Raw genomic sequence first — 17013 nt, forward strand, 5'->3', positions numbered from 1 at the left:
CTTGGCGGGCGCCGCGCCCTCCCCTAAAGCCGGGGCCATGACCGCGCCCATCGCCATCGACCCTCGCACCCCGCCCGAAGACTGCTCCGACATGAGTCAGGTGCGCGAGGGCGTCGACGCGCTCGACCGCGCGCTGGTGACCCTGCTGGCCGAGCGGCAGCGCTACATGGAGGCCGCCGCGCGCATCAAGCCCAGCCGCGACGTGGTCCACGACGACTGGCGAATCGAGGACGTGGTGGCCAAGGTGCTGGCCGCGTCGCAAGAGGCCGGCCTGTCCCCCGCCATCGCCGAGCCCGTCTGGCGCAAGCTGATCGCCCAGTGCATCGCCCACGAGTTCGGCGTCTGGGACCGCACCCGCAGCTAGTCCAGCATCCGCTCCAGCGTCGCCAGTTCATCCGCCTCCTTTGACGGCTTGTCCCAGCGGATGCGGCTGATGCGGGGAAAGCGCATGGCGACCCCGGACTTGTGGCGTTTGGAGCGCTGCAGCCCCTCGAACGCCACCTCCAGCACCAGGCCGAACTCCCGGTCCGCCCGCACGGCGCGCACGGGGCCGAAGCGGTCGGTGGTGTGGTCGCGCACGAACTTGTCCAGCTGCTTCAGCTCCTCGTCGGTGAAGCCGAAATAGGCCTTGCCCACCGGGGTCAGCACATGGGCGCCGTCGGCGTCCTCGACCCAGACCCCGAAGGTGAAATCGGAATAGAAGCTGGACCGCTTGCCGTGGCCGCGCTGGGCGTACATCAGCACCGCGTCGATCAGGTGCGGGTCGCGCTTCCACTTGAACCACGGCCCCTTGGGACGACCGGCCTCATAGGCGCTGTCCAGCCGTTTCAGCATCAGGCCCTCCGCGATGGCGGGATCGCCCGGCGGCGGCGCGAGGCGCAGGACGGCGAGCTCGTCCCATGTCCCGAACGGCTGGATGGGCGACAGGTCGATGCGGTCCGACGCCGCCGCCGCCACGAACGCCTCCAGCCGTGCGCGGCGTGCCGCGAACGTCAGCCCGCGCAGGTCCTCGCCGTCCGCGGCCAGCAGGTCATAGGCGCGGACCCCCGCCGGATTGGCGGCGATCAGCTTCGCATCCACCGTCTTGCGGTTCAGTCGTTGCTGCAGCTCACCGAACGAGGCGACCTGTCCGTCCCGCATGACCAGCAGTTCCCCGTCGATCACGCCCTCATAGGTCAGCGCCTCCAGCACATCGGGAAAGGCGCCCGAGATGTCCTCGCCCGTGCGGCTGTACAGCCGCTTCACCCCGCCCTCCGACACCGCCTGGACGCGGATGCCGTCCCATTTCCACTCTGCAGCGTAGGCGGTCGGGTCCAGCTTCGGCAGGTCGGTCGCCTCATCCAGCGGCTGGGCCAGCATGACCGGGCGGAAGCGCCCGTGGGCGTCGGCGGAGGGCCTTTCCGCCTTGCCCTCCAGCCAGGCGAACAGGTCGGCGTAGGGCGGCTCCTGGGCGTGCCAGACTTCCTGGATGTCGGCCACCGCGACCCCGCCGAAGTCCGCCGCCGCCTGCCACGCCAGCCGCGCCGAGACGCCCACCCGCAGCCCGCCGGTCAGCAGCTTCAGCAGGGCCCAGCGCCCGTCGGCGTCCAGGGCGTCCAGCCAGCCTTCCAGCAGCCCCTGCACCTCGCCGCGCTTCGCATGGGTCAGGGCGTCGATGACCTCCGACAACTCCGGCTCGCGGTTGGCCCCGTGCCTGGCCGGCCAGATCAGGGCGACGGTCTCGGCCAGATCGCCCACATAGTCGTACGACAGGCGGAACAGCTCCGGATCGACCCGGCCCTCCACCGCCTGGCGGATCATGGCGGGCTTGGCGGCCTTGAAAGACAGCGCGCCGGTCAGGGCCGCCAGGGCCCAGCCCCGGTCCGGGTCCGGCGCATCGACCAGATGGTCGCGCATCAGGGTCAGTTTCGCGTTGCGCGACGCCGTCAGGGACAGCCGGTCCAGCAGGGTGGCGAAGGCGCGCATCAGGCCTCGTCCTCCCCACCCATCTCGTCGTCGTCCTCGTCCTCATAGCCCACCAGATGCAGGGCGCTGGCGTTCAGGCCGTTCAACTCGGCCCAGCGGCACAGGGCGTCCTCCCGCCCGTGCGTGATCCAGACCTGATCGGGCGACAGCTCGGTCAGAGTGTCGGTCAGCTCGTCCCAGTCGGCGTGGTCCGACAGGATCAGGGGCAACTCCACACCCCTCTGCCGGGCGCGGGCCCGAACCCGCATCCAGCCGGACGCAAAGGCCGTGACCGGATCGGGAAAGCGCCGGCTCCACCGATCCGCGATGGCCGAGGGCGGGGCCACCACGATCTTTCCCGCGAAATCCGCCTTCGATCCGGTCGCGGGCGCCAGCGGCCCCAGATCGACGCCAAAGTGCTCGTAAAGCCGGTTCAGCCGCTCCAGCGCGCCATGGACGTAGATGGTCTCGTCATAGCCCGCCTCGCGCAGCAGCCGGATCACCCGCTGGGCCTTTCCGAGCGCATAGGCCCCGACCAGATGGGCCCGGTCGGGGAACTGGGCCACCGACTTGAGCAGATGGCCGATCTCGCCGGCGTCGGGCGGGTGGCGAAACACGGGCAGGCCGAAGGTGGCCTCGGTGATGAAGACGTCGCAGGGCACCGGCTCGAACAGGGCGCAGGTGGGATCGCGCCGCCGCTTGTAGTCGCCTGACGCCACCACGGTCAGGCCGCGATGGGTCAGCACCGCCTGGGCCGAGCCCAGCACATGGCCCGCGGGGGCGAACCCGACCGACACGCCGCCCAACTCGGCGGTCTCGCCGTAGGCCAGACCCTGGGTCCGGCCGGCGAAATCCTTGCCGTAGCGCTCGCCCATGATGGCCAGGGTTTCGGGGGTGGCCAACACCGATCCGTGCCCGGCCCGGGCATGGTCCGCATGGCCGTGGGTGATGACGGCCCTGTCCACGGGCCCGGGCGGGTCGATGTAGAAATCGCCCGGCTCGCACCACAGGCCTCTCGATGTAGGGCGCAGCAGGGCTTCGGGCTTCAGGGCTGACGGCGGCATGGCGTGATCATAAGGCGCCTCTCGCCCGGCCGTTCCCCGTCTCAGGCCACAAGCATCCGGCCCTGGCCGATATCCAGGATCAGCCGGTCGTCCCGAAACAGGCCCATTCCCGCCAGAACCGGGGGAATCCCCGGAAGCGCGCTGCGGGGATAGGCGTGCACCTCGACATTTTCATACAGGCGTTCGCCCAGCGTCAGGGTGCGGGCCGTGACCACCTGCCCCGCCAGCACACCCCCCAGAACGATGCTTGAGGCCTCTCGCGTCTCCCGGCCGTCCAGCAGCCCGGCCGCCTCGGCCGTCTCCATGTTCAGACTCAGAGCCGGCGAGGCGCCAGTGTCCAGCAGTGCGCTCAGCACCGCCCCCTCGACCGAAATCTGGGTCATCAGACCCCGGCCCTCGCGAACGGCAGGCAGCGCTTCAGCCCCCGCCGGCGCCACCGCTCTTTCATTCCGTCCGAAGCGAAGGCGGCGGCCCGGGAAATCGATATCCAGAGCCATACGGCTCAACACGTCCCAGCCGAGGATCAGCCGGGTGTCCAGGCCGCTGGACGCCAGAGGGCCCAGATCCAGCACGCCCGCCGTCAGCCCGTTCAAGGTCATCCAGCCCAGCCGCACATCCGTACTGACCGCATGACCCAATTGAGGTCCGCCGCCCAGGCCATAGGCGACCTGGGGCGGGCTCAGGCGGCGCGGCAGATCCAGTTCTTCCGCAAGGGTGGCGTCCACCACCGACCGCTGCGCCCCGCTGTCGATGAGGGCGTCCACCGCCGTGTCGCCGATCATGGCGCGGGTTGAGACGAACAGACGATGCTCCGTGGCGAACGCCAGCCAGCCGCTGGTTCCGTCCTCGGCGAACTCAACCGATGGTCCCGGCCAGAACAGATTGTCCCGCGCCCACCACGCCGCGGCCCCGCCCAGGCCGAGCAGGCCCAGGCTGGTCAGAACGGAACGGCGCGATCGGCCGCGGGGGCGGGAGGGGGATTCGGGCATGGTCAGCCAACGTAGCGGTTATCAGGGCGTTCCGCCCTGCGGCGCGGCGTCCGGAAGGGTCAGCGCCGCTTTTTCTTCACCCACATGGCGGCGTCGGCTTCGGCCAGCCATGTTTCGGCGTCGGGCTGGCCCGCATAGGCGCGCACGCCGAAGGAGCCACCCAGGGGCACCCGCTCGCCCTCCCACTCGAAGCCGTCCGCGTTCAGGGCCTCCAGCAGGCGGCGGGCCTTTTCGCGACCTTCCTCGGCCCCGGCGTTCAGCAGCAGCAGGGCGAACTCGTCGCCGCCCAGACGGCCCACGGCGTCGCTTTCGCGCAGATTGGCCAGCATCAGTTCGGCCACGCGCTTCAGCGCGGCGTCCCCGGCGGGATGGCCCAGCGCATCATTGACGCCCTTGAACCCGTCCAGATCCAGATACAGCAGCACGGCGGGCACATCGTGGCGGCGGCAATAGGCCAGCGTCCGGTGCAACGCCTCCATGAACCCGCGTCGGTTCAGGGCCGGGGTCAGCACATCGTGGTCCGCCGCGGCCTCGGCCGCCTCGGCGCGGGCGCGCAGGGCCTCGACCTCCGCGCGCAGACGCCGGAGCTCGCCTTCCAGGTCGATCGCGAGCGCGCCGCTCACCGGACCCTGACCACCGTCGGACACTCCCGAACTCCCGCCGGGGGCGCGACTCACCCCCGTTTACGGAGCCGATGCTACCGCACCCGGTTGCTCACGCAACGCCGGTCCTATAAGCCCGCTGTTTCCTTGACGCCGGAGGGTTCATGGACCGCTCTACGCCCCTGGTCGCCATCGTGATGGGCAGCCGCTCGGACTGGCCCGCCATGAAGTGCGCCGCCGACGCGCTGGATGCCCTGGACGTGGCCTGGGAGGCGCGCGTCGTCTCGGCCCACCGCACCCCCGACCGGCTGGTCGCCTTCTCGCGCGGCGCGAAGGCTGAAGGCTTCAAGGTCATCATCGCGGGCGCGGGCGGCGCGGCCCACCTGCCGGGCATGGTCGCCTCCATGACCGAGCTGCCGGTGCTGGGCGTGCCGGTGAAGTCAAAGGCGCTCAAGGGGCTCGATTCCCTGCTCTCCATCGTCCAGATGCCCGGCGGCGTGCCCGTGGGGACGCTGGCCATCGGCGAGGCCGGGGCCACCAATGCCGGCCTTCTGGCCGCCCAGATTCTGGCCCTGTCGGACGAGGCCCTGGCCGGACGGCTGGCCAAATGGCGCGCGGAGCTGACCGCCTCGGTCCTGGAGACCGTCGAGGACTGATGGCGCAGTTCCCCCTCGCTCCCGGCTCCAGCATCGGCATTCTCGGCGGCGGCCAGCTGGGCCGGATGCTGTCCCAGGCGGCCTCGCGGCTGGGTTTCGACGTGGTGATCCTCGATCCGCAAGCCGAAAGCCCGGCGGGCCGGGTGTCGCGCCAGCAGATCACCGCCCCCTTCGACGATCCCGACGCGCTGGAGGCGCTGGGCCGGCTGTCGGACGTGGTGACTTTCGAGTTCGAGAACGTGCCCTCCGCCGCCGTGGACCTGCTGGCCGTCAACGGCGCGGCCGTGGCGCCGGGCCCCACGGCCCTGGCGGTGGCGCAGGACCGCTCGGCGGAAAAGACCTTCCTCAACGCCGTGGGCGCCGCGACGGTGGACTTCGCCTCCATCGATTCCGCAGACGACATCACCGCCGCCATGCCCCGCATCGGCCTGCCCGCCCTGCTCAAGACCCGGCGCGAAGGCTATGACGGCAAGGGCCAGGCCTGGGTGCGTTCGGCCGACGAGGCCGAGGCCGCCTTCGAGGCCATCGGCCGCGCACCCGCGATCCTTGAGGCCAAGGCCGACTTCGTGCGCGAGCTGTCGATCATCGCCGCGCGCGGGCTGGAGGGCGAGATCGCCGTCTATCCGCTGGGCGAAAACCGCCACGCCGACGGCATCCTGCGCACCACCCTCGCTCCCGCCGAGGTGCGCCCGGACACCGCCGCCCGCGCCCGCGAGATCGCCGAGGCCATTCTGGACGGCCTGGCCTATGTGGGCGTCATCGGGGTCGAGCTGTTCGAGCTGGCGGACGGAACCCTGCTGGTCAACGAGATCGCCCCGCGGGTGCACAACACCGGCCACTGGACCCAGGACGGTTGCCTCTGCGACCAGTTCGAGCAGCACATCCGCGCCGTCGCCGGCTGGCCACTGGGATCAACGGACGCCGTGGCCCGGGTGGAGATGACCAACCTCTTGGGCGAGGACGTCCTCGACTGGCCCGCCCTGTCCGCCGACCCCGCCGCGCACCTGCACCTCTACGGCAAGGGCGAGGCGCGCCCCGGGCGGAAGATGGGGCATGTGAACCGGGTGCGGGGGCTGTAGTCCTCCCGGCTACCCTCGATACCGCATCCGCCCCAGCCACTCTGTCGCCTTGCGCAGCGGGGCGTCGAAGTCCTTGCCGGCTTTCCACTTCTCGAAGGTCATGACGTTGTCGATGCGGCGCTTGACGAAGGCCTCAGCGGCTTCGCGGCCATCGAACCAGCGCAGGGTCAGGGCCGGGATCAGGATGCCCGACAGGATCATGCGCTTGGAATAGTGATTCTCGTCCGTGGCCGTGTCGCCGGCCCAGCGCCAGATGCGGTCGGCGCTCTCCCATGCCAGCTCCAGCCCCAGGTCGACGTTTGTCGGCAGGGCCAGGAAGCCGGCGCAGCAGCGGGCCGCCTCCAGATCCGCCGCCCCGGCCTCCATGCGGGCCGAGACCCCGGCGAAGATGCGCTCGCGGATCTTCAGGCCCTCGGACGACAGGCTGTCCAGCGCGCGGGCGTCATGGCGGCGCGACAAAAGGGCGGCCAGATCGCGCGGTCCGTTGGGCAGCAGCAGCTCCTCGTCCCCGCGCGACAGGCCGTTGGCCTCGCAGGCCGCGCGCACCAGGCGGCGGTTCCAGCCCAGCGCCCGGGCGCGCTCGACGGCGGCGTCCAGCACCGCCTGCTCCATGCGGTCAGCCCAATCGGGTTCTCTGGCCGGTTCTTTATCCGGTTCGGGGGCGGGGTTTGCGCTCGTGTTCATGCCGGAAAGATTACGCGCGGGCCGCGCGCGTGGCGAGCCTGCATCACAATCTGCGTCCTTTGGACCGGAAACCTAGACAGGCTCGAACCGTTCGTGTATCCGCACGCCTTCCTTGCGGGAGCCCGTCTTCCGCGAGAAATTGTTTTTTGTTCGCCCGTCTCCCTTGGATAAGGACGCGGCGGGCGGCCAAAGGAGAGATACCCCTGGTTCAGATTTTCGTTCGCGACAACAATGTCGATCAGGCGCTCAAGGCGCTGAAGAAGAAGATGCAGCGCGAAGGCAGCTTCCGTGAGATGAAGCGCCACGTGCACTACGAAAAGCCGTCGGAAAAGCGCGCCCGTCAAAAGGCCGAGGCCGTGCGCCGCGCCCGCAAGCTGGCCCGCAAGCGCGCCCAGCGCGAGGGTCTGCTGCCCGCGCCGCCGCCGCGCCGCTAAAAGCGGACGACCGCTGAAACGATCAGGCCGCCCCGGTTCGCCGGGGCGGCTTTTTCGCGTTCGCTTCAGCAATCGCCATCGATGCAATTCTGGAACAGGACGGCCAGACGTTCGCACAGTCTGGCGGTGTCTTCTTCTGACAGGCCATAGCCGCCGGCCATGTCGCGGCTCAGCGCCATGCCCATGAGGATTCCCAGCACCATGCGCGACCGGACCTCGACGTCCTCGCCGCCCAGCCATTTTATGAAGGGGGCGTAGAATCGCTCGTACGTGGATTTGCGGATGATTTCCGCGGCCTTGGGCGACCCGGTGGAGCGCAACATGATGAGCAGGCCGTCCAGTTTGCAATCATCCATCTCGGGCGGATCATAGACCAGTTCATAGGCAAGCTCGCGGCCGAAGTCGGCGCGGTCGCCCTCGAACCAGTCCTTGGCGCTGCCGCACGAGTTCAGCACCTCGGCGAACAGATCCTCCTTGGAGCCGAAATAGCGGGACACCAGAGCGGCGTCGACGCCGGCCGCGCGGCCGATGTCGCGCATACCCACCTCATCGTAACCCTGATGGGTGAACAGCTCGCGCGCGGAGTCCAGAATGCGCGCTCGCGTGTTCGCGGCGTTTCGGGGTCTTGCGCAACAGTCGGTCAGAACCAATCTCCAGACAGATCGAAAACAAGCGTTGCCGTTTTTTAAGTCAACGGCTGTTGACAAACATAGTGCATCGCGAGCAGTAAGTCATCAGACGTTGACTCGCGGCGATCTCCCCATCGCATACGTGGTCCGTCCCGACAGGAGAAGACCCCCATGCGACCGTACCGCGTGATCGCCGCGAGCGCCTTTGCGCTGCTCGTCCTTTCAGGCTGTGGAAATTCCGCTGAAAGTCAGGCCCAGCCCGAAGCGCCCCCCGTCTCGGTGGCCACGCCCCTCGCCCGTCAGGTGACGGACTGGGACGAGTTCGTCGGCCGTTTTGAAGCCGTTCAGACCGTGGACGTGCGCGCCCGTGTTGGCGGCTACATTCAGGCGGTCCACTTCCGCGACGGCCAGATGGTCCAGCGCGGCCAGTTGCTGTTCACCCTTGATCCCCGCCCGGCCCAGGCCGCTCTCGCCGCCGCGCGCGCTTCGGTCGCCCAGGCAGAGGCCCAGGCCGGCCTGGCCCGCGCAGAGTTCGCCCGCGCCGAAGGGCTGCTGGAGGCCCAGGCGGTGTCACAGGCCGAGTTCGACAGCGCCCGCGCCGCCGTCAGCCAGGCGGAAGCCGCCCTGGCCAGCGCCCAGGCCAATGTCCGCGCCCGCCAGCTGGATCTGGAGTTCACCCGCGTCACCGCGCCGTCGTCCGGGCGCGTGTCCGATCGCCGGGTGGACGTGGGCAATCTGGTGGCCGGAGGGTCATCGGCCGCCGACGTCCTGACCACCATCGTGTCCGGCGGCCCGATCCACTTCACCTTTGAAGGCTCCGAGGCCTTGCTGCTGAAGTATCAGCGCGACGCCCGCGCGGGCGGCGCGGCCCCTGTGCGTATCCGGCTGCAGGACGAAGGCGACTATCGCTGGTCCGGCACGGTGGACTTCACCGACAACGCCATCGACCCGGCGTCCGGCACCATCCGCCTGCGGGCCGTGGTGAACAACGCCGACGGCTTCCTGACTCCCGGCATGTTCGGCCATGCCCGCGTCGCCGGTTCAGAGGCCTATCAGGCCCTGCTGGTCCCCGAAACGGCCATCATCACCGACGGTCCGCGCCGCGTGGTCTATGTGGTCGGCCCCGATGGCGTGGTGGCGCCCAAGCCGGTCCAACTGGGTCCGACGGTCGATGGCCTGCGGGTCGTGCGCGCCGGCCTCGCTCCCGACGACCGGGTCATCGTCAACGGTCTGCAAAGGGCCCAGCCCGGCCAGCCGGTGACGCCTCAGAACACTGAAATCACCATCGAGCCGCGTGAAGAGTCGCAGCCGGTGACCACCGCCCAGGCGGCGTCCACCGCGACCATCGCCGACTGATCGGAACAGGCTCCACGCCATGAATTTCTCACGTTTCTTCATTGATCGGCCGATCTTCGCGATCGTGATCTCGGTGGTCATCACCCTGATCGGCGCATTCTCGTACCCGCTTCTGCCCCTGTCGCAGTATCCGGAGATCGCGCCGCCCACCATCGCGATCCAGGCCGCCTATCCCGGCGCCTCGGCCGAGACCCTGGCAGAGACCGTCGCCGCCCCGATCGAGCAGGAGGTGAACGGCGTCGAGAACATGCTCTACATGTCCTCCTCGTCCACCTCCGACGGAGTGGTGGCGGTGACTGTCACCTTCCAGCCGGGCACGGATCTGGATGCGGCCCAGGTGCTGGTTCAGAACCGGGTCGCCCTGGCCGAACCGCGCCTGCCGGAGCAGGTGCGCCAGATCGGCGTCACGGTGAACAAGCAAGCCACCGACTTCCTGCTGCTGGTCGCCCTGACGTCGCCGGACGAGAGCCTCGACGTCGACTACATGGGCAACTACGCCAACTCGACGCTGCGTGACCGCATGCTGCGCATCGAGGGCGTGGGCCAGGTCCAGATTTTCGGCGGCGGCAACTACTCCATGCGCATCTGGATCGACCCGGCCAAGGCGGCGGCGCGCAACCTGACTGCGCCGGAGATCATCAACGCCCTGCGCGCCCAGAACACCCAGGCCGCCGCCGGCGCCATCGGCCAGCCGCCCTACACGGACAACGCCTCGGCCTTCCAGCTGCCCGTGCAGGTGGAAAGCCGGCTGTCCGACCCCGAGCAGTTCGCCAATGTGGTCATCAAATCCGACGCCGAGGGCCGCGTCACTCGCGTACGCGACGTGGCGCGGGTGGAGCTGGGCTCCCAGGACTACGGCATCCGGGGTTATTTCTCGGGCGAGCGCGGCGTGGCCATGGCCATCGTCCAGCAACCCGGGGCCAACGCCCTGAACACCGCCCACGCGGTGCTGACAGAGATCGAGGCCCTGGCCGGCGACTTCCCGCCCGGCATGGCCTATTCCATTCCCTACAACCCGACCGAATACGTGGAGCATTCGGTCGAGGCGGTTCAGCACACCCTGATCGAGGCCATCTTCCTGGTCATGATCGTGGTGCTGGTGTTCCTGCAGACCTGGCGCGCGGCGATCATCCCGATCATCGCCATTCCCGTGGCCTTGGTCGGCACCTTCGCCATCCAGCTGGCGCTGGGCTTCTCAATCAACTCCCTGTCCCTGTTCGCCCTGGTGCTGGCGGTGGGCATCGTGGTCGACGACGCCATCATCGTGGTCGAGAATGTGGAGCGTTACATTCGCGAGGGCCTGACCCCGCGGGAAGCCGCCTACAAGTCCATGCGCGAGGTGTCCGGCGCCCTGATCGCCATCAGCCTGGTGCTGGTCGCGGTGTTCGTGCCCACGGCCTTCGTATCGGGCATTCCGGGCATCTTCTATCGTCAGTTCGCCGTCACCATCGCCGGCGCCACCATGATCTCGCTGCTGGTGTCGCTGACCCTGTCGCCGGCCCTGGCCGCCCTGCTGCTGAAGCCGCACAAGCCCCACGACGCCGACGCCCGCAAGCGCGGGCCCATCGGAACCGGGTTCCACTACCTCGGTATGGCGGGCGCCAGGTTCAATCAGGGCTTCGACTGGCTATCGGACCGTTACGGGCGCCTGACCGCGCGACTGGTGCGCACTGTCTCCATCGTGCTGATCATCTATGTGGGGCTGCTGGCCCTGACCGGATGGCGCCTGATGGACACGCCCACCGGCTTCATCCCCGAGCAGGACCAAGGCTTCCTGATCGGCGTGGTGCAACTGCCGCCCGGCGCCTCGCTGGACCGCACCGAGGCCGCGATGACCCGCGCCGTGGAAATCGTCCGCTCGACCGAGGGCGTCATCGACGTGGCCGCCTTCGCCGGTCTGGACGGCACCAGTTTCTCGGCGGGCTCGAACTCCGCGACCATGTTCATCCGTCTGGCCGACCATGGCGAGCGTTCGTCGCCCGAACTGACTGCATCGGCCCTGGCCGGGCAGCTCAGCATGGCCGCCGGCGCCATCGAGGAAGCGCAGATCTTCATGATCGCGCCCCCCGCAGTGCAGGGTCTGGGCAACGGCAACGGCTTCGTCATGATGGTGCAGGATCGATCCGGCGCCGGCTACGAGGCGCTGCAGGGCGCCACCTACGCCATGATGGGCGCCGCCGCCCAGGCGCCGGATCAGGTGCAGCAGGTCTTCAGCCTGTACAACACCGGCACGCCGCGCATTCAGGCCGATGTGGATCGCGACCGGGCCCTCATGATGGGGGTCCAGCCGTCCGATGTATACGACACCCTGGGCGTCTATCTGGGCTCGTCCTACATCAATGACTTCAACTATCTGGGCCGCACCTTCCGGGTCACCGCCCAGGCCGAGCCCGCCTATCGCGATGACATCTCCGACATCGCCAACCTGCAGACGCGCTCGGCGTCCGGCGCCATGGTCCCCATCGGCGCGGTGGCGACCCTGAGGGACGATTCCGGTCCAGCACGAGTGGTCCGCTACAACATGTTCCCCGCCTCCGAGCTGCAGGGACAGGCGGCCGCGGGCGTGTCGTCCGGGCAGGCGCTCGCGACCATGGAGGCCATGGCCGCCCAGGCCCTCCCGGCCGGTTTCAGCTATGAATGGACCGGCCTGGCCTATCAGGAGCAGCAGTCGGGCTCGTCCTCGACCGTGATCTTCCTGATGGCGGTGGTGTTCGTGTTCCTGGTGCTGGCCGCCCAGTACGAGGCCTTCACCCTGCCGCTGGCGGTGATCCTGATCGTGCCCATGTGCATTCTGGCGGCCCTGATCGGGGTCAACCTGAACGGCATGGACAACAACATCCTGACCCAGGTGGGGCTGGTGGTGCTGATCGCGCTTGCGGCCAAGAACGCCATCCTGATCGTGGAGTTCGCCAAACAGGCGGAGGAGAACGACGGCCTCAACCGCTGGGAAGCCGCGGTGCGCGCCGCGCGCATCCGCCTGCGGCCGATCCTGATGACGTCCTTCGCCTTCATCTTCGGCGTGCTGCCTCTGGCCATCGCCACGGGACCGGGCGCGGAGATGCGTCAGGCCCTGGGTGTGGCGGTGGTGTTCGGCATGATCGGGGTGACCCTGTTCGGCCTGATCTTCACGCCGGTGTTCTACGTCATCTCCCGCTGGGTCTCGGGCAAACTGCCCAGGGCCCCCGAGAAGGAGCGCGACCTGCCGACCACCTACGGCGCGCCGCCCCACGACCCCTATGATCCTGACGCGCCGGCGCCTGTCGCCGGCCGGACCGGAGACCTCTGATGCCCCCCCGTCTGTCCAATTCCGCCCGTTTCCTCTCCGCCGCATGCGCAACGGCTCTCCTGTCGGCGTGCGCGGTGGGGCCGAGGGCGCCCGAGGCCACCCTCCCTCCCCCGGCCTCGGGCGCCTTCATCGGCCAGGGGCTGACCGCGCAGGTCAGCCCCGCCGAGGCCCGCAGCGACTGGTGGCGTCTTTACGATGATCCTGTGCTGGACGGGCTCGTCGCCCAAGCCCTGGCCGAGAACAACGAACTGGAAGCCGCCGCCGCCAACCTGCGTCTGGTGCGCGCCTCGTTGAGCGAGGCCCGTTCCGCCCGACTGCCCTCCACCAGTCTTTCCGGCGCCGGACAACGTGGACGGCAGGCGGCCTATGCGACGCCCGGCGCCGGTCCGGTGTCGCCCGACGATTCCGGCGCCATCACCGAGACCTATGACGTGGGTTTGGACGTGGCCTATGAGATCGACCTGTTCGGACGCGTATCCTCCGCCATTCGCGCCGCCCGCGCCGACGCGGACGCGGCCCAGGCCGCGCTGGAGGTCGTGCAGGTCACGGTCGCGGCCGAAACGGCGCGCGCCTACGCCGACGCCTGTTCCGCCAACGCCCAGATTGCAGTCGCTGAACGCAGCATCGGGCTGCAGCAGGAAACCGCCGACCTGACCCGGCGTCTGCTGGATCTGGGCCGCGGTACCGGTCTGGACACGGCGCGGGCGGATTCCGCCTTGCAGTCGACCCGGGCCACCCTGCCGCCCCTGCGGGCCCAGCGGGACGCGGCCCTGTTCCGTCTGTCCACCCTGACCGGCGTCACTCCGGCAGAGGCCAGCCAGGCCGCGCGCGACTGCGCCCGCCCGCCCCAATTGTCCCGTCCGATCCCCGTGGGCGACGGCGCCGCCCTGCTGGCGCGACGTCCCGACGTGCGCCGCGCGGAACGCGAACTGGCGTCCGCCGCCGCGCGTGTGAACGTGGCGGTGGCCTCGCTCTATCCGACCATCCAGCTCGGCGGCTCCCTCGGCGCCACGGCGTTCGACGCGTCTGATCTGGGTGATGACGCCGCGTTCCGCTTCAGCGTGGGTCCGCTGATCAGCTGGTCTTTCCCCAATATCGCTGCGACACGCGCCCGCATTCGTCAGGCGGAAGCCGGGACCGATATCGCCCTGGCCAATTTCGACCAGACGGTTCTGGTGGCGCTGCAGGAGACCGAGACGGCCCTGTCCGCCTACGCCAACGAACTGGATCGCCGCGCGGCCCTGACCACGGCGCGGGATCGGGCGGCGGACGCCGAGCGGCTGTCGCGGCTGCGCTTTGACGCCGGCGCAGACAGCTTCCTGATCCTGCTGGACGCCCAGCGCACCCTGGCCCAGGCCGACGCCGCCCTGGCCGCGTCAGAGGCTCAGGTCAGCAACAACCAGATCACCCTGTTCAAGGCGCTGGCAGGCGGCTGGGGCGTCACCCGGTAAAGTTCAGCAGCGGTGACGGCGGCGGCGCAGATTGATCCCGTGGGCGGCGCTCAGAAGCAGCGCGCCGGCCACGGTCATCGGCATTTCCATCTCATGGACGGGCCACTCCGCCGCGCCCAGAACCAGCGCGGTCAATCCCAGGGCCGCCAGCGACAGCGGCAGCGCCCGCAAGGCTCCGCGCGGGGGCCAGGCCAGGGTCCAGATCGATAGCGGCGCGGCCACGGCCACGAAGGCCCAGTGGACCCAGGCTGCTTCCGTAGCCAACCCCAGCATCGGCAGGAACGCCGCTGTGAGCGGCAAGGCCAGGCAATGGGCCAGACAGGCGATGGACAGACCGATGGCGGCCATGTCGCCCCAGGTCCGGACGACGGCGCGGGGTGCGGCGGCGGTGGAGTTCATGCGGGCTCCTTCAATGACCCCGCTCATATGTTATTCTATAACACACACGCAAGGGTCACCCACGAAAAACACCGCCCGGCGAACCGGGCGGTGTTCCTTGCACCCCACGTTCTGGATCAGAAGCCGGCTGTCAGGCTCAACACCACGCGACTTTCGAAAATATCGCCCCAGCTGTGCTCGTTGGTGTCGTGATAGCGCAGGTCCAGTCCGAAGACCTCATTGAAGGCGTAACCGACGCCCAGATTCCAGCTCAGATAGTCGGCGCCGGAATCGACCCACTGCTGGCCGACAGCGCCCGACACGCTCCACTGCGACACGGGTTCGACGGCGAAGTTGGCCTCCAGATATGTGGCGTCGTCCTCGGCGCCGAAGAAGTCCGGCGAATAGGCGACCTTCAGCCCGTAGGTCGCGGGGCCGATGGCGCGCGACACCGCTGCGGATGCTTCGGTGAAGTCATAGTCCGAGCCGTCGGGGTCGCCCACATACATGTAGTGGGTGACGCCGAAGTCCCAGTCGAAGCCGCCCGCCGAGGGTGCAAAGCCCAGATAGAAGTCCCATTCGGCGTCGGTGCCGTCGCCGAAGTCAACCGTCGAGGCCCAGGTGCCCGCATAGAAAATGCCGGAGGTGAAATCCACGCCGCCCTGTATGGCCGGGTCTTCATCCGACTGACTGACGCCCCGCCAGACATAGTCCGAGGTGGCGGTGACGTTGAAGCTGATGTCCTGGGCGGAGGCTGCGCCGGCCAGGGCCATCACAGCGGCGGAGCAGACACACGCGATCACTGTTTTCATTGGTTATCCCCTCGTTGAGTTCTTTGTTGAAAGCGCTGAGCCTTCAGATCGCCCGTGGGCGGTGGGAGAGCGGGACCCCCTCGATCCCGCTCTCCCGTCCCCCTCCGCCCCGCGGGTTGAGACGATGGAGCTAGTGTTCCAGCGCCTCGCCGTGGATCACGGTGTCCAGACCGGTCTCCTCCTCCTCGGGCCGCACGCGCAGACCCGTGGTGAACTTGCAGATCAGCAGGATCACGAAGGTGCCGATGGCGCTCCAGGCGATGGTCCAGGCCAGGCCCAGGGCCTGGGCCGTAACCGTCGCACCCTCCGAGGCCTCGTTGACGAGTGTGGTGGCGAACACACCCGTCAGCAGGGCGCCGATCAGACCGCCTGCGCCATGGATGCCGAAGACGTCCAGACTGTCATCGTAGCGCAGCAGCTTCTTGATCCACACCGAAGAGATGTAACAGACCGGCCCGGCGATGGCGCCGATGATGACCGCGCCCTTCGGGTCCACGAAACCCGCCGCCGGGGTGATGGCCACCAGACCGGCGATGATCCCGGAGAGCATGCCGATCAGCGACGGTTTGCGCTTCTCGATGACCTCGATGAGCTTCCAGGTCAGGGATGCGGCCGCGGCGGCCAGCAGGGTGTTGATCAGGGCCACGCCGGCCAGGGCGTCCGCCGCGCCGGCCGAGCCCGCGTTGAAGCCGATCCAGCCCACCAGCAGCAGACTGGCGCCGATGAGGGTCAGCACAGGGTTGTGGGCGACGATGGAATCCGTGCCGTAGCCCTTTCTGGGTCCCAGAACGATGGCGCACACCAGACCCGCAACCCCCGAGTTCACGTGAACCACCGCACCGCCGGCGAAGTCCAGCACGCCCATGTCGCCGAGGAAGCCGCCGCCCCAGACCCAGTGGGCGATCGGCGCATAGACGATCACAGACCACAGGGCCGCGAACAGCAGCAGGGCCGAATATTTCATCCGTTCGGCGAAGGCGCCGGTGACCAGGGCCGGGGTGATCACGGCGAAGGTCAGCTGGAACGCAATCCAGAGAAATTCGGGAATGCCGGGCAGGAGACCATTGGCGGTCTCCATGGTCACGCCGTTCAGGAACAGCATCTCCAGATTGCCCACATAGGGGTGCAGAGTTTCGCTGCCGACGCCGAACGCAAGACTGTAGCCCACGATGAACCACATCAGGGTCGCCACGGCGAACACCCCTGTGGTCTGGGCGATGGTTGCGATGACGTTCTTGCGCCGCACCATGCCGCCGTAGAACAACGCCAGGCCGGGCAGGGTCATCATCAGCACCAGGGCCGTCGACGTCAGCAGCCAGGCCGTGCCGGACCCGTCAAGCTCCAGCGGAACCTGGTGGGCCAGAAGCCCTTCGGGCGCCGCAGCCTCGGCGGCCTCCTCGCCTGAAGCGGGCGCACCGGCGGCGCCGGCGCCCGAAGCATCCGTTACAGCAGTGGCTTCGGAGGCGGGTTCTTCCGCCTGTGACGTGATGGCTGCGACCGCCTCGGCGGGCGCCTCGGTCAGGGGGGTGGCGAACGCGCCCCCCGCGTAGAACAATGCCATGGTTAGAATGCAAAGCCCGACGAAGCCGGGCAGACGGTTCCAGATCCTTGTCACTGGTATTCCCCCTGGTTGGTTATCCCGCAGGTGC

General features: G+C 68.8%; 16 protein-coding genes. 7 read left to right on the forward strand and 9 right to left on the reverse strand.

What is annotated here, in order from left to right; all coding sequences use genetic code 11:
- Positions 1-37 precede the first annotated feature (37 nt).
- Positions 38-364: a chorismate mutase gene (locus tag ACK4FB_RS04525; protein ID WP_409748287.1), complete on the forward strand. Its 327-nt coding sequence runs from the start codon at positions 38-40 to the stop codon at positions 362-364.
- On the opposite strand, the gene ACK4FB_RS04530 is transcribed toward ACK4FB_RS04525, so the two are convergent.
- The 4 genes from ACK4FB_RS04530 to ACK4FB_RS04545 are packed head-to-tail and all read right to left on the reverse strand — an operon-like array spanning position 361 to position 4644.
- Complete coding sequence (locus ACK4FB_RS04530; protein ID WP_409748290.1) at positions 361-1965, reverse strand: cisplatin damage response ATP-dependent DNA ligase; 1605 nt, start codon at positions 1963-1965, stop codon at positions 361-363. The genes ACK4FB_RS04525 and ACK4FB_RS04530 overlap by 4 nt on opposite strands.
- On the reverse strand, positions 1965-3008 hold the full coding sequence (locus tag ACK4FB_RS04535) for a ligase-associated DNA damage response exonuclease (protein WP_409748293.1): 1044 nt from the start codon (positions 3006-3008) through the stop codon (positions 1965-1967). Before ACK4FB_RS04535 ends, ACK4FB_RS04530 begins: the two co-directional genes overlap by 1 nt.
- A gap of 41 nt (positions 3009-3049) precedes the next feature.
- Positions 3050-3997, reverse strand: a complete 948-nt coding sequence (locus tag ACK4FB_RS04540; protein WP_409748296.1) for an aspartyl protease family protein — start codon at positions 3995-3997, stop codon at positions 3050-3052.
- Between the two features lie 59 nt (positions 3998-4056).
- Positions 4057-4644, reverse strand: coding sequence for a GGDEF domain-containing protein (locus tag ACK4FB_RS04545; protein ID WP_409748298.1), 588 nt, complete (start codon positions 4642-4644; stop codon positions 4057-4059).
- 119 nt (positions 4645-4763) lie between these two features.
- Here ACK4FB_RS04545 and purE point away from each other — a divergent pair, with 119 nt between their 5' ends.
- Positions 4764-5255 (forward strand): 5-(carboxyamino)imidazole ribonucleotide mutase, encoded by a 492-nt coding sequence (purE, locus tag ACK4FB_RS04550; RefSeq protein WP_409748301.1) that lies wholly within the window; start codon positions 4764-4766, stop codon positions 5253-5255.
- Positions 5255-6334 (forward strand): 5-(carboxyamino)imidazole ribonucleotide synthase, encoded by a 1080-nt coding sequence (locus ACK4FB_RS04555; protein ID WP_409748303.1) that lies wholly within the window; start codon positions 5255-5257, stop codon positions 6332-6334. Before purE ends, ACK4FB_RS04555 begins: the two co-directional genes overlap by 1 nt.
- Before the next feature lie 9 nt (positions 6335-6343).
- Here the strand turns inward: ACK4FB_RS04555 and ACK4FB_RS04560 are convergent, their stop codons facing one another.
- On the reverse strand, positions 6344-7018 hold the full coding sequence (locus ACK4FB_RS04560) for a COQ9 family protein (RefSeq protein ID WP_409748307.1): 675 nt from the start codon (positions 7016-7018) through the stop codon (positions 6344-6346).
- A 203-nt stretch (positions 7019-7221) separates the two neighbouring features.
- Here ACK4FB_RS04560 and rpsU point away from each other — a divergent pair, with 203 nt between their 5' ends.
- The gene (gene rpsU, locus ACK4FB_RS04565; RefSeq protein WP_148291571.1) at positions 7222-7452 is read left to right on the forward strand and encodes a 30S ribosomal protein S21; all 231 of its coding nucleotides are present in this window, start codon (positions 7222-7224) and stop codon (positions 7450-7452) included.
- 65 nt (positions 7453-7517) lie between these two features.
- Here rpsU and ACK4FB_RS04570 read toward each other — a convergent pair whose 3' ends face one another.
- Entirely contained in the window at positions 7518-8159 is a 642-nt protein-coding gene (locus ACK4FB_RS04570) for a TetR family transcriptional regulator (protein ID WP_409748310.1), read from the reverse strand.
- 93 nt (positions 8160-8252) lie between these two features.
- Here ACK4FB_RS04570 and ACK4FB_RS04575 point away from each other — a divergent pair, with 93 nt between their 5' ends.
- Genes ACK4FB_RS04575 through ACK4FB_RS04585 form a run of 3 tightly spaced genes read left to right on the forward strand, consistent with a single transcriptional unit; the run spans position 8253 to position 14174 of the window.
- Entirely contained in the window at positions 8253-9437 is a 1185-nt protein-coding gene (locus tag ACK4FB_RS04575) for an efflux RND transporter periplasmic adaptor subunit (RefSeq protein WP_409748313.1), read from the forward strand.
- A 19-nt stretch (positions 9438-9456) separates the two neighbouring features.
- Entirely contained in the window at positions 9457-12723 is a 3267-nt protein-coding gene (locus ACK4FB_RS04580; RefSeq protein ID WP_409748316.1) for an efflux RND transporter permease subunit, read from the forward strand.
- The gene (locus ACK4FB_RS04585) at positions 12723-14174 is read left to right on the forward strand and encodes an efflux transporter outer membrane subunit (RefSeq protein WP_409748319.1); all 1452 of its coding nucleotides are present in this window, start codon (positions 12723-12725) and stop codon (positions 14172-14174) included. The genes ACK4FB_RS04580 and ACK4FB_RS04585 overlap by 1 nt, the downstream gene beginning before the upstream one ends.
- A 3-nt stretch (positions 14175-14177) precedes the next feature.
- Here ACK4FB_RS04585 and ACK4FB_RS04590 read toward each other — a convergent pair whose 3' ends face one another.
- The 3 genes from ACK4FB_RS04590 to ACK4FB_RS04600 form a co-directional block, all read right to left on the reverse strand.
- Positions 14178-14573 (reverse strand): MerC domain-containing protein, encoded by a 396-nt coding sequence (locus ACK4FB_RS04590; protein ID WP_409748322.1) that lies wholly within the window; start codon positions 14571-14573, stop codon positions 14178-14180.
- Between the two features lie 116 nt (positions 14574-14689).
- Positions 14690-15364: a TorF family putative porin gene (locus ACK4FB_RS04595; protein ID WP_409748324.1), complete on the reverse strand. Its 675-nt coding sequence runs from the start codon at positions 15362-15364 to the stop codon at positions 14690-14692.
- Positions 15365-15494: 130 nt separating this feature from the next.
- Positions 15495-16925 carry an ammonium transporter gene (locus tag ACK4FB_RS04600; protein WP_409748327.1) on the reverse strand — a complete coding sequence of 477 codons (1431 nt, stop codon included), beginning with the start codon at positions 16923-16925 and terminating at the stop codon, positions 15495-15497.
- Between the last annotated feature and the right edge of the window lie 88 nt (positions 16926-17013).

It is taken from the genome of Brevundimonas sp., assembly GCF_046299535.1.
Taxonomy (GTDB): Bacteria; Pseudomonadota; Alphaproteobacteria; order Caulobacterales; family Caulobacteraceae; genus Brevundimonas.